The sequence below is a fragment of the Anaerobacillus sp. CMMVII genome, assembly GCF_025377685.1.
GTDB lineage: Bacteria > Bacillota > Bacilli > Bacillales > Anaerobacillaceae > Anaerobacillus.
The window spans coordinates 144,272-157,594 of sequence record NZ_JACEHK010000009.1 but is presented as its reverse complement, the minus strand read 5'-3'; the positions used below and the strand labels follow the sequence as shown (position 1 = coordinate 157,594).

Here is a 13,323-nt window from a genome sequence, read left to right as displayed (position 1 = left end):
TTTATAAAAAGCGGGGCAAATCCCAGTAAAGACATACGATTTTTCGAAAAGAGGATGGTTCGCTCTACCGCGAACAAGTGATGGGACGAAAGGTTTTTCAGGAATTCAATCGATTTTGTATCATCATCATCCACCTACAAGCATTACAAAATCTGAATTGTTAAAGGATTGTCGAATACAATACGAGGAACAAAGTGATCTCGCTCCCCGCCATCTTCGATCCAATCAATATACAGAAAAAAGCGATGCGGTCATGGGAAGGCAGTATGTGCTTGGAAACGAAGACGTTCTCATCGGAATTGTTAATCCATCTCAGTCAATGGAATATTTTACCGAAATGGCGATGGGGATGAAGTATTATTTGTTCATTATGGTTCTGGAAAAGTGGAATCGACCTTTGGGACACTAACGTATAAACCTGGAGATTACATCGTTTTACCGATCGGAACCATTTATAGAGTTGTACCTGACCAAGGTGATTCTAAATTCTTAGTGATAGAGACCAATAGTTGGATAACAACGCCAAAGCGTTATCGCAATGCGCATGGACAGTTGCTTGAACACAGTCCTTTTTGCGAACGAGATTTCCATGGACCGGAAAAGCTAGAGACCCATGTGGAAACGAAAGAGTATGAGGTAAGAACAAAATCACGTGGCTTTTTGCATTCTCATACCTTTAATCACCACCCATTAGATGTTGTTGGCTGGGATGGCTATCTTTATCCATATATATTCAATGTAGCTGATTTTGAGCCGATCACTGGTCGAATTCATATGCCACCGCCAATCCATCAGACATTTGAAGGAAATAATTTTGTCATCTGTTCATTTGTTCCGAGGATGTATGATTACCATCCAGAAGCAATTCCTGCCCCTTATTATCATAGTAATGTCGATAGTGACGAAGTTCTTTATTATGTAGAAGGGAACTTTATGAGTCGGAAAGGAATAGAGGAGGGATCATTTACGTTACACCCTTCTGGCATTCCACACGGACCACATCCAGGGAAAGCAGAGGCAAGTATCGGAAAGAAAGAAACACTAGAGTTAGCCGTAATGATCGATACGTTTAGACCACTTAATGTAGTCAAACAAGCACATGCCTTAGAAGATCAAGGATATAAGTATAGTTGGGTTTAACTTAATTGAGTAATTCTAACGGTATTTTAACGGGGTCTGACCCCCGCCGCGTTAAAGCTTTAACGCAGTGGGGGTCAGACCCCTAAGAGTGTTCAAATGTTCCCTTTAAATTCACGTTCATACGTTTTATGCAGTATGTAATGTTGGAGGCCTTTTGTCTGTTGTTTCGCTTTAGTCGCATAAGCAGTAGCCTCATCAAGGTTGCCTTGCTTTCTTTCGAGTTCAGCTAACAAGGCATTTTTCATCCAATTGGTGGAGAGCTTTTCAATCCAATGATTTGCTTCTGAAATGTTGTTTTCTTCGAGTAAGATTAACGCTTGGTAATAATGTTTGTATTCAGGTGCTGTAACATTATCGATTTCCTTTTTAGCTTCCATAAGATCTTTAAAGTATAAAGCACGGATGATTTTATATATTGCCTGTCTTGATTTTTGCCTCGTTTTACTTACGAGCTTATCCGTTAATCGGTCAATATCTTGATCAAGTTCATTAGCGAGTGCGTATATGATGTAAAAATTAGGATTATTTTTATGCTTTAGTAGAAATTTTTCTATCTTATCGATGTTTGTTTCAAACAAGCTAATCTTCAAAAAAGGGTACATAACAATGAAAAGAATACAGATACCGACGGCAATAAAGACGATTATGCTGTTAATCTTAAAAAACGTTAGCACAAGGAAAGCTATTAAACTAATAATAAATGTCGTAAAAAATCGCATAATTAATACACCCATTTCAATTTATATTGGTATCTAAAATAATACCATATTTTAGATAGATTGTGATTATTAGGATTTGGGGTCTTAATTGGGGTCTGACCCCCGCTACGCTAAAGCTTTAAAGCGGTGGGGGTCAGACCCCCTATAATGAGCCCATTGAGTAGTTTTCAATCCTACTATATAATTATTTTATTGATAGTTTATAATATTCAGTTTTTGGAGGTGTAGAATGCTAGATCATAATAATAAGTATACACGTGAATATGCACAGGAATTAGACGAGAAAGATCCATTGGCTGCTTTCAGAGAAGAATTTTATATTAGCGATGAGCAAATTTATTTTGATGGTAACTCTCTAGGGCTTTTATCGAAACGGGCTGAACAAACGCTACTTAAAATGCTTCACTCATGGAGAGATCGTGGAATTGATGGTTGGACAGAAGGGGAGTACCCTTGGTTTTATTTATCTGAAACGTTAGGCGAACAATTGGCACCATTAGTTGGAGCTACTAAAGATGAAGTGATTATGACTGGTTCAACAACCTCTAACCTACATCAATTGGTAGCGTCTTTTTTTACTACTAGCTCTGGAAGAAATAAAATTTTAGCTGATGAGCTTGCTTTTCCTACTGACATCTATGCTTTGCAAAGTCAATTAAAGCTACGAGGGCTTGACCCTGCTACACACCTTGTGAAAGTAACAAGTCAAGACGGGCATATGTTAGATGAAGATGACATTATTGCAGCAATGACAGAAGATATTGCAATGATTATCCTACCTAGTATTTTATATCGAAGTGGGCAAATTCTTGATATGAAGAAGTTAACAGAAGAAGCTCATAAACGGAACATTGTCATTGGTTTTGACTTATGTCATTCGATTGGCTCAATTCCGCACCAGTTAAGTGAGTGGGATGTCGATTTTGCATTTTGGTGTAACTACAAGCATCTAAACGGCGGACCTGGCGCAGTTGGTGGATTATATGTAAATAAACGACATTTCGGTCAAACCCCTGGTCTTGCCGGATGGTTTAGTTCTAGGAAAGATCGCCAATTTGATATGGACCATGAACTAACAGCCGCAACGGATGCAGGTGCTTTTCAAATGGGTACACCACATGTCCTAAGTCTTGCCCCATTAATCGGGTCTCTTTCAATGTTTCATGAAGCAGGCATCGACCGCATTAGGGAAAAATCTGTGAAACTAACAGAATACATGTTAGAACTAATCGACCTTGAACTTAAAGACTACCAATTCATCATCAGAAATCCGCGCGAAGCCAAAATGCGCGGCGGTCATATTTTTCTTGAACATAAAGAAGCAGCAAGAATTTGTAAGGCATTAAAGGAAAATAAGATTATTCCTGATTTCCGCTCTCCAAATGGTATTCGCCTTGCACCAGTTGCTCTATATAATACGTTTACTGAAGTGTGGGACGTTGTTCAAAAGCTCAAAAAAATAATGAAAGAAGAACAATATAAAAAATTTGAAAATAAACGTGGAGTGGTAGCTTAAGCCATGAAAAAACAAATTAAAAATACAAAAGGATGGATTGATATCTCACAACCATTGACCAATGACCTTGCTCATTGGCCAGGAGACACACCATTTTCGTATGAGCTGACCTATACCAAGGAACAAACAGGTTCTGTTAATATTGGAAAAATAACGACCAGTCTTCATAGCGGAACACATGTTGATGCACCGTTTCATTTCAAAAATGATGGAGAACGAATTTTAGATTTAGATATCAATCTTTACATTGGTCCATGCCGAATGATAGACGTATCCTCAGCTGTAAAAATTGATCGGGATCTCTTAAAAGAATTTGATTTAGAAGGAGTTACGCGTCTGCTAATGCGAACGTCAATTCCGAATAATCCTACTTTTTTTCCTGAGTCAATTCCTTATATTACAAAATCTGGGGCGGAATTTTTAAATGAAAAAGGAATTAAGTTAGTCGGCGTAGATGTTCCTTCAGTTGACAAATTGGATAGCAAAGACATGGAGGGCCACCATTCTTTATACGAAAATGGGATTCACATTTTAGAAAACGTGATGCTTGATCAACTCGAACCTGGAGACTATGAATTAATAGCACTTCCACTACCTATTAAAGACGCAGATGGAAGTCCCGTTCGTGCTGTAGTAAGACGTATATAAAGGAGACTTATAGTTTATGACATACGGTGACAAACAAAAACAAGTTTCAACGACAGCATCAGAAAAAAACATCCACACTGATTTTACAAATAATATGACGTATGGTGAATATTTGCAGCTTGAAAAAATTCTCTCAAGTCAAGCGCGGTTATCTGGTCATCATGACGAAATGCTTTTTATTATTATTCATCAAATAAGTGAACTCTGGATGAAGCTTATTCTTCATGAAATGACAGCCGCTATACAATCGATTAAGCAGGGGGACATGCAAACATCCTTCAAACAACTAGCAAGGGTTTCGAAAATCCAATCACAAATTATACAGTCGTGGGATGTTTTATCAACCATGACTCCATCTGAATATATGGAATTTCGCGATTCCTTAGGCCAAGCATCTGGCTTTCAATCGTTTCAGTATCGGTTGATCGAATTTGCTCTAGGCTATAAAACCCCTCATGTATTAAAAATCTATGAAAAAGACGCAGAACTACATCAAACACTAGTAGAAGCGTTTCATGCCCCTGGTCTGTATGATGTTGCGATACAAGCATTAGCAAAAGCAGGTTTAACTATCCATCCTGATGTTTTAGCTCGAGACTACTCTGTTCCGTACGAGCCTGATCAGACTGTAAAAAGTGCCTGGCTAGAGGTTTATCGAAATGTAGAAACGTACTGGGAATTATATCAATTAGCTGAAAAGCTCGTTGACATTGAAGATTGGCTTCAGCAATGGCGCTTCAGACATATGAAAACAGTAGAGAGAATTATCGGTTTTAAAATGGGCACTGGTGGATCATCGGGCGTTAATTACTTAAAGAAAGTCCTAGATCAACGTTTTTTCCCTGAACTTTGGGATATTCGAACTGAATTGTAAATTCAAAAATTGCGGTTGAAGTTTTTTAAAATATCTGATAATATAAATTCAATCAAAACGATCATGTGTAACTGGCGAAACGCGGATAACCGTGAGGGAGCACATGAAGTCGAAATGCCGTTCGCCTGGGCAGAGGTAAGGGAAATAACTCCTTTACCTCTTTATGCTTTTAGGGGGCGATAGACGACCAATAATTTTGGAAAACACTGTTTTGTAACTATCGAAATATCGGAATTTTAGAAAAAATAGAAAAGAGGGAAAGCAGATGAGCACACTAGCGTTAGATAAAGTCCGTAAAATTAAAACATTAAACCAAATTGCAGAAAGTGGGCTTGATGTATTAAAAAAGGGGAATTTCGCAATCGACAACGAAGGTGAAGATCCAGATGCGATTATTGTTCGTAGTTTTAACATGCATTCTTTAGAATTGAACCAAGAATTAAAGGCCATAGCGAGAGCGGGTGCTGGTGTTAATAATATACCTGTTGAGAACTGCACGGAACGAGGCATAGTTGTATTCAATACTCCTGGTGCCAATGCCAATGCAGTGAAAGAATTAGTGTTAACGACATTAATCGCATCTTCTAGGAATCTTTTTGACGGTGTCGCTTGGGCAAAGACGTTAGAGCCGGAAGGAAGCCAAATTCCCAAGCTAGTGGAGGCTGGTAAGAAACAGTTTGTCGGAAAAGAAGTAAGAGGAAAAACTCTTGGTGTGATTGGATTAGGAGCCATTGGTGCGCTTGTAGCAAATGATGCACTTAATTTAGATATGGAAGTCATCGGTTTCGACCCGTTTATTTCCGTTGATACAGCTTGGAATTTGTCTCGTAATGTTCATCGTGCAATGACAATAGAACAATTGTTTGCTAACTCTGATTTTATTACGGTACACGTTCCGTTAACTCTTGATACAAAAGAAATGTTTAATGCAGCAGCATTTCAATTGATGAAACCTGATGTTCATATTTTGAATTTCTCTCGGGATGGACTTGTAAATGAAGAGGATATGGCAGCTGCACTTGCTTCAGGAAAAGTTGGTAAATATATTACAGATTTCCCTAATGAAAATGTCTTAAAAATGAAAAATGTTATTCCTATCCCACATCTTGGTGCATCTACGCAAGAGTCTGAAGAAAACTGTGCGATTATGGCAGCCCGTCAGGTAAAAGAATTCCTTGAAACTGGTAATATTAAAAACTCAGTTAACTTTCCTCACGTGTCGCTACCTTATACAGGTAAACGTCGTGTGGCAGCATTTCATAAAAATGTTCCAAATATGGTTGGTCAGATTACTTCGGCTATCTCGAACTATGAGTTAAATATTGCTGACATGATAAACAGAAGTCGTGGCGACTTCGCTTATACAATGATTGACATTGATAATGAGGTTGATAACGAAATCCTTCCTAATTTAGAAACGAAAATCAAGCAAATCGAAGGAATGGTCCGCGTTCGTTTTATTTAAACTAGTTTTATAAGGGGTCAGACCCACTAGCGTTGCATGATAGTATATTAATTGAATAAATGATAAATTTTAACAATATGTTTTTAGGACGAAATGAAAAAAGGAGAATGGGGTATTAAATTGACCTCGTTCCCTTTTTTTTACATATAATATTAATTCTTTATTTTTTCTTTAACCATGGCGACTGTTCCAAAGCTGGGCATAACCTTCGGTAATGGAATAGGTACTTTTTGTCTTCCTTTTGACTTTCTTTTCTTTTTTCGATGCAGCTCTTTATAAAAAGAACTGACTGTGTGAAAAAGGAAGGTTTGTAAAAGGCGAAAGAATTCCCATGGCGTTTTTGTTGATCCAGACTGAAGCTTTATAATTAGAGATAATCCAAATGCGATTAGAGCAAGAAACATCTGATTCCAAATACCTTGTGGTTTCGTACTCCAGATTTTTGTTAGTTTCAGATGCTGTTTAATCCACTTAAAGAATAATTCGATAATCCAACGATTACGGTAAATTTCCATTACTTGTAGGTCTGTTAGATCAAATCTTGTTGTTAAAATCCTATAAGACCTACCTTTCTCATCTAAAAATTCAATATACCTTATCGGTATTTCAGATAAACCATATAAAACTTTTGCATCATGAATGACAGACGGATGAGTTGGCTTAAATTCCTGTAATGTATATAATCTAAGATTCTTTTTTATACGAACGACAAAGGAAATCTCTCTTTTCTGCCAGTCCATTAAGTTCTTTTTTGATGGATAAGCTCGATCCATTACATAGGTGGTATCATTTTCTTCAATTAGCGCATCAGAACTTTCAGAGTCACTTACTGTACCTGTCGAAGGCAGGATTTTGTCTGGAAAAGCCACGTTTGGAGAAACAACAGATAGCCTAGTGTGCATTTTGACTGCGTTATAATCTTTCGATATGTATGCCCAATCGCATAAACGTTCAGGTAACTTGATTTCAGTTGAATCAACAATGCTCAATTTCCCAATACCACTTGGTAGCCCTTTGCATGTGTCAGTTAATTGTTTAATTTTTTGAACCACTTTGGCGAATATTTTTTGAACCCATTCTGTCGGCAGATCATTAATACGTCGGCTTAGCTGAGATCCGCTAATATCCTTAATATCTAATTCCTTACACAATTTTGGGTAAGCTCTTAACTTTTCTTCCATATGGGCATATGAACTCCATTTATCTAACTGTGCTGATACGAAAATTCTCAATAAAGATTTTGTAGAAAGCTTATAGTTTCCGTAATCTATCAAGGGGCAATCAAAATCCTCAGTTGGCAGTAGTGATAAGCATTGACAAATGAGCATTTCCCGTCCTATACTTTTATTATTCATTAGGAACTCCTTTGTAGTAGACTTGTTTTGTTTTAGGGAACGAAACAAGGACTCATCTTCTACAATAGGAGTTTTTTTTATGTCTGTAAATACTAATATTTGAAAATTTGAGAGGTTTTTCAAGTCATGCAATGCTAGTGGGTCAGACCCCCAGTGCGTTAAAGCTTTAACGCGCCGGGGGTCTGACCCCACTTTTGCTCTTTTTCCCCTCTTATGTAAACCTAATTTTATACTCGCAATCTTTATCTCCATTTACGTTGCATTTGACCTCGCGAACATGGACTTTCCCTTTATAAATACTAGAAAGCGCTCCTTCCAATATCGCTCCCTCTAAATCACAAACAAGGTTCCCTTCATGGACAGGCAAACCTTCACAAAAGCAGTCTTCAATCGCAATGTGCATTTCGTTTCCGTTATTTTCTATGACACGAGGAATTCCGATTTTCAATTCCTCAAATAATTGCAAAGCTTCTTCAAGGGAACTAACTTGCATACTCTCTCCAATTTTTCGACCAACGACTAAGGTAGTACTTTTTCCTTTCATAGGAAGGCCTTGATACATCCCGATCAATCTAACTGAACGAAATAGTTCTATAGGCACATCGTTTCCTAGTGAGCTCCGTTTTGTTTTTTTCATATCATCAAAAGTAAATAAATTCATCGCTGTTCAACTCCGTTTTTCTTTTATCATCGCAAAAAAACTCGATCATTTCCTTGATTTATATCAATTACAAGGATTGGTTTTGCTAGTAAGATAAGTTTAATAGCAATTTTGGTAGGGGGGATGAAATGGTTACAGCAGATGCACGAGACATCTATAAGAGCGCCTTACAACAACTCCATGATGGGGTATTAATAATAGATTTGAATGGCATCATTCAATTTACAAACCTAGCTTTTTTAAATATGAGTGGTTACCATGAGGCAGGGGTTATTCATGCGGATGTGAAAAAATTTATTGAGCTTCCTTTACACCAATCGTGGGAAGGTAAAATCATTCTTTCTAGCGAAAATGGTGCTCAGTCGAGTGTTCATTTAACAATAAGCGCAGTAAAAGAAAGCATAGGTGGAGAAACATATAAGATATTAGTTTTTAAAAGCATTAAAACAGACAATTTAGACCCGTTAACGATGCTCCCTAATCGAATTCTACTCCACCAAGAGTTGGAAAAAATTTTGGCTCAATCCGAAAGAGATCATGACATTTTTGCAATTCTCTTTCTAGACCTTGACCGATTTAAGTTTGTAAACGATACGTTAGGACATTCGTATGGTGATTTACTATTGCTCCAAGCGTCGCAGAGACTAAGAGCAAACCTTGATAAGAAACATATAGTAGCAAGAATGGGCGGGGACGAATTTATTTGTATTTTAAGAGATTTAAAGAGTGAAGAAGATGCAGAAAAAATAACAAAAATAATTTTAGGAGAATTCTCAAATCCTTTTCACTTAAATGACATTGAAATTCATATCACGACGAGTATTGGAATGAGCTTATATCCTTATGATGGTGATGAAGTCGAGGTATTAATTACAAATGCAGATGCTGCTATGTACCGTGCAAAAAAGAAGGGGAGGAATCAATATGAAAAAGCGAATGTCGAGGGGAATGCCTGTGCCTTTGAAAGGTTAATAATAGAAAACCATTTACGAAAAGCTCTAGATAAGAATGAACTGTCGTTACATTATCAGCCCCAGTTAGATTTAAAAGAAAATAAAATTATCGGTTTTGAAGCACTATTACGCTGGAAGCATCCTGACTTAGGACTAATCCCCCCTTCTGATTTTATTCCAATTGCAGAGGAGACAGGTTTAATGTTACGAATTGGGGACTGGGTCTTAGAAAGTGCTTGCGAGGAAATTAAGCAATGGGAAAAAGCGGGATTTCCTACCTTGCATGTTGCCGTCAATGTATCAGCTCAACAATTTTTACAGAGGGGTTTTACAGAAAAGGTAAGGTCTGTGATCGAAAAAACAAAAATTAGCCCAAATTTACTAGAGCTTGAGATAACAGAAGGCATGGTTATTCATGATGTTGAGTCGGCTATTTCAGTACTGAAACAGCTAAAGGAGATCGGAGTTCAAATTTCAATTGATGACTTTGGAACTGGTTATTCTTCGTTAAGTTATCTACAGAAATTACCCGTAAATACATTAAAAATAGATCGTTCTTTCATTTTTGATATTGATACTAATCCAAGTAGCAAGGCATTAACGTCTGCAATAACAACACTAGCACATGATTTGAATTTGAATGTCATCGCAGAGGGGGTAGAAACGTATAAGCAGTTATCTATTGTAAAAAAGTCTGCTTGTGATGTTATACAAGGATACTTTTTAGTAAACCAATCCCCTCAAGTCAAGTGATAGATTTCTGAATAGGCGGACTTCTCAAAGATTGTTGCTTTTAAAATAGGTAGGAAAACAAGAAGGTCTCGGAGGTAGTTTCCGCAGAAGTACTTTAAAAACAAACTAGGTGGTGCAAGAAAATTCTAAAGGTAAAATTAGAAGATAACAAAGCAATTATTGATTTCCGGGAAAAAATAAAAAATGGTGAACACCCTCGAAATGAAATTTTGGACTATATTAAAAAGGCTCCAGTTGGAACAATATTTGAAGTTCATTTACCTTTTCGGGCAGAGCCTTTAGTAACGGCACTAACGTCACTTGGGATGACAGCGATCATCAGTGAGTTAGCACCAGAACATTTTAGACTAATGGCCGTAAAAATATATGAATCATAAACCAGCAATGAATGTTAGCTTATTGTAATCGACTACCTGAATTTCTCGCCGATGCTTTAGTTGTATGATATCTTGAGTAACAAAAAATACTAATTTACGGCTGAGAGTTTCAGGTGTCGTTCCTATTAGGGAGGCTAAGTCACGCTTCGAAATTGGCAGAGTAAAATAGCCGTTTGTATTTTCTAACTTATTTAAGAATAGCAATAGGATACGTGCTAAACGCTGTTCAACATCCATTAAACTAAGTAAACTCATCCACTCATCAGCATGATATAAGCGATTATTTAAGTCATTGATGAAACGTAGTGCCATACTTGGACTTTTTTCTAAAGTACTAAGAAACGTTTTTTTTGCAATCGTACAAACAATTGTTTCTTCAAGCACTTCTGCATTTGCATAATGACTTTCGTTTTGTAGTAGTGCAAACTGGCCGAAAAAATCTCCTTGAAAAAGTAAACGGATAATTTGTTCTTTCCCGTCTACAGAAACCTTCGATAACTTAATTAACCCCTTTTGAATAATAAAAAGCGATTCAGAACGCTCGCCCTCCCTAAAAATAATATCACCTTTCTTATAACTTTGACTTTTCGTAACAGCCTGCAGAGTGGTTACGTCATCACTACTAATACCTTCAAAGATAGGCACCAGACGTAAGCACGTTTGATTAAGATTACAGTTTTGAGTACAGCCCATGTTTTCATCCCGTCCTAAACCAATAATTTCTTTAACTATATCTCAAATAGGAAAAAGACGAAGTGACATAAGTCATGACTAGGAAAATTTAGTTGAATAACGGTGGAATAAAGGGGTCTGACCCCCGGCGCGTTAAAGCTTTAACGCACTGGGGGTCAGACCCCTTTATTACTTTCTTACAGAGTATAGGGTTGATTGCTGAGAAACCTTTAAAAGAGGGCGTCGAATAGACAGCCCTCTAATAGTTCTCCGATACCTTAACTAATCTCTAAGTTGGTTCATTGCTTTTTGAGCAGCATCCATCATACTATCCGTGGCTTGGTTATCAGTGTTTGTACGTCCACGCATCATATACGCAGCAGCACCTACACCTAAACCAACGATGGTCATCATTAGTGGAGTATTCATATTATTTTTTTTTCGACCCATTTTAAACATAAAACAACATCTCCTTAAATGATGTATTTTAAACTTAGTACCTAGCTTTCGTACGGAGTAATAACGTTTGATTAACTCAAACAAGTATAGTATAAATGTTTTCGTTCAGTTTCATGCTGGTAAATATTTTTCAAAAACAAGAAAAGTAACCGTCTACTGTGACGGTTACTTCAAAATAAATCTTAAGACATTAAGCGTTTTTCGCCAGAAATTTCTTGGATTGATTGAATATTTTGCGTGAATTCAACTGTTCCTTTGTACGTACCTTCTTGATCACGGACAGCAAAATAGCGAATTAATACGTATTTGTCACGGAACTTAATCCAAAAATCTTCCATATCTTTTTTACCTGATTTAAAATCGTCAAGTAATGCGTTAACGATATGCGAGCTTTGTGGTGGGTGACAATTTTGAACTGTACGCCCGATAATTGATTTTGTACGATGGAAAATACGCTCTTTCCCATGTGTAAAGTAACGAACAACATCATTTTCATCAATATACGTAATATCTACAGGCAGGTGATTCATCATTAATTCTAATTGAGCTAAAGATAAAATACCTGTTTCTAATTGAATGACCCCTTCTTTCATATAGCCTTTGTCAAGTAGGTTTTTTCGTTCAGGTTGCCAAGGGTTTGGTCGATCGATGAACGTGTAACCAATCACATCACCTTCACGTTCGATTTTTAACCATTCATCTTCTGTAAGTTTTTCCATGGACATTGGTAAAAGAATGTTTTCCTCTTTATAAATCATTTGAGAAACTTCTTCAATAATAAAATCTAATTTTGAGGTCATATCAAGTAAGTTCCAACTACCATCAGTAAGTTGAGCACGTGCTTCCTTAATTGCTGCACGTATTTTATCATCAACGCCCCACATTACCTTGGTTGGGCCGAATATGCCAACTCTTTCTAAGTAAGGGAAGAGTAAATTTTCCTTACGACTATAATGATTATCAATTTCTAATAATTTCGTTAAATCGTTGATTAACTTTGCTTTTGCTTCGTCAGTTTGTTCACGTTGGAATTGCTCTTTATGAAGACTAAGCGTGAAATTAACAAATTGATCAATTTGTTGATTTTCCTTAAAAAATGTGTGAACCGGATGGCCAGGTGGAGTGCCCAAAGCTACGCCTTCGTGAATATCTTCAATCGATCCCTTAAAAACTTCGGTATGAACTGAACATAATCGTTGAACCTCTTCAACTGATATTCCTTCTTCTATCATAAGAGCCTGCTCCATTTGGGAAATATCGCTTACAGTAACCTTATCGATCGCTTGTTGAAAACGACTTTTTACTTCATCAACACTTTTCCCATCATGTAACTCCTTAATAATTTCCTTTAAAAGTTGCTGACGTTCAGACTTGTCTAATCCTTGAATTTCGCGATTATTAATCATTTCACTCATGCTTTCCACTCCTTAATAAAATTTGATCTATTTCTAGTAATGAAATATAGTAAAATATAATAATTATGAAGCTTTCGAGTTTGCCTTGATTACTCTTTCGCAAATGATTTTTATTCTCAAGTAAATAGTAGCATGGGATTTATTAGTTGGCGGTGACATAAATCACTAAAGAGTATTCTTTATGTGGGCCTATAGGGGTGAGGTTCCATAGAAAGTTCAAGTTCATTAAGAAGGCGGTAAATATAGATGAGGAAGCAGCTAGATAAAGAAAAAACAATGCTTTAAAGCTTTAATGCAGTGGGGGTCAGACCCCAAA

The 13,323-nt window shown here is 36.9% G+C and carries 12 protein-coding genes, 1 pseudogene and 1 riboswitch; of the genes and pseudogenes, 7 read left to right on the top strand and 6 right to left on the bottom strand.

Going from position 1 to position 13,323, the window contains the following annotated elements:
* Window positions 1–38: 38 nt before the first annotated feature.
* Window positions 39–1,140, top strand: a pseudogene (locus H1D32_RS13245) (homogentisate 1,2-dioxygenase).
* A gap of 92 nt (window positions 1,141–1,232) precedes the next feature.
* On the opposite strand, the gene H1D32_RS13240 reads toward H1D32_RS13245, so the two are convergent.
* On the bottom strand, window positions 1,233–1,859 hold the full coding sequence (locus H1D32_RS13240; RefSeq protein ID WP_261178776.1) for a hypothetical protein: 627 nt from the start codon (window positions 1,857–1,859) through the stop codon (window positions 1,233–1,235).
* 229 nt (window positions 1,860–2,088) lie between these two features.
* Here H1D32_RS13240 and kynU point away from each other — a divergent pair, with 229 nt between their 5' ends.
* From kynU to H1D32_RS13220, 4 genes are all read left to right on the top strand, one after another.
* Entirely contained in the window at window positions 2,089–3,375 is a 1,287-nt protein-coding gene (gene kynU, locus H1D32_RS13235; protein WP_261178774.1) for a kynureninase, read from the top strand.
* Between the two features lie 3 nt (window positions 3,376–3,378).
* On the top strand, window positions 3,379–4,023 hold the full coding sequence (gene kynB / locus H1D32_RS13230) for an arylformamidase (protein WP_261178773.1): 645 nt from the start codon (window positions 3,379–3,381) through the stop codon (window positions 4,021–4,023).
* Between the two features lie 16 nt (window positions 4,024–4,039).
* Entirely contained in the window at window positions 4,040–4,897 is an 858-nt protein-coding gene (gene kynA / locus H1D32_RS13225; RefSeq protein ID WP_261178772.1) for a tryptophan 2,3-dioxygenase, read from the top strand.
* A 57-nt stretch (window positions 4,898–4,954) separates the two neighbouring features.
* Window positions 4,955–5,035: riboswitch (ZMP/ZTP riboswitch) on the top strand.
* 127 nt (window positions 5,036–5,162) lie between these two features.
* A complete protein-coding gene (locus H1D32_RS13220; protein WP_261178771.1) occupies window positions 5,163–6,362 on the top strand; it encodes a phosphoglycerate dehydrogenase in 1,200 nt (399 codons plus the stop codon).
* Between the two features lie 152 nt (window positions 6,363–6,514).
* Here H1D32_RS13220 and H1D32_RS13215 read toward each other — a convergent pair whose 3' ends face one another.
* A complete protein-coding gene (locus tag H1D32_RS13215; RefSeq protein WP_261177763.1) occupies window positions 6,515–7,717 on the bottom strand; it encodes an IS4 family transposase in 1,203 nt (400 codons plus the stop codon).
* Window positions 7,718–7,928: 211 nt separating this feature from the next.
* Window positions 7,929–8,378, bottom strand: a complete 450-nt coding sequence (locus H1D32_RS13210; RefSeq protein WP_261178770.1) for a V4R domain-containing protein — start codon at window positions 8,376–8,378, stop codon at window positions 7,929–7,931.
* Between the two features lie 128 nt (window positions 8,379–8,506).
* On the opposite strand from H1D32_RS13210, the gene H1D32_RS13205 reads away from it, so the two are divergent.
* Together H1D32_RS13205 and H1D32_RS13200 are read left to right on the top strand one after the other, a co-directional pair.
* Window positions 8,507–10,084, top strand: coding sequence for a sensor domain-containing protein (locus tag H1D32_RS13205; protein WP_261178769.1), 1,578 nt, complete (start codon window positions 8,507–8,509; stop codon window positions 10,082–10,084).
* A gap of 209 nt (window positions 10,085–10,293) precedes the next feature.
* A complete protein-coding gene (locus H1D32_RS13200) occupies window positions 10,294–10,461 on the top strand; it encodes a hypothetical protein (protein WP_261178768.1) in 168 nt (55 codons plus the stop codon).
* Here H1D32_RS13200 and H1D32_RS13195 read toward each other — a convergent pair.
* The 3 genes from H1D32_RS13195 to H1D32_RS13185 form a co-directional block, all read right to left on the bottom strand.
* On the bottom strand, window positions 10,456–11,154 hold the full coding sequence (locus H1D32_RS13195) for a Crp/Fnr family transcriptional regulator (RefSeq protein WP_261178767.1): 699 nt from the start codon (window positions 11,152–11,154) through the stop codon (window positions 10,456–10,458). The two genes, H1D32_RS13200 and H1D32_RS13195, sit on opposite strands and share 6 nt — an antisense overlap.
* 261 nt (window positions 11,155–11,415) lie before the next feature.
* Window positions 11,416–11,592, bottom strand: coding sequence for a hypothetical protein (locus tag H1D32_RS13190; RefSeq protein WP_261178765.1), 177 nt, complete (start codon window positions 11,590–11,592; stop codon window positions 11,416–11,418).
* A 182-nt stretch (window positions 11,593–11,774) separates the two neighbouring features.
* Window positions 11,775–13,007, bottom strand: coding sequence for a DUF438 domain-containing protein (locus tag H1D32_RS13185; RefSeq protein WP_261178764.1), 1,233 nt, complete (start codon window positions 13,005–13,007; stop codon window positions 11,775–11,777).
* Between the last annotated feature and the right edge of the window lie 316 nt (window positions 13,008–13,323).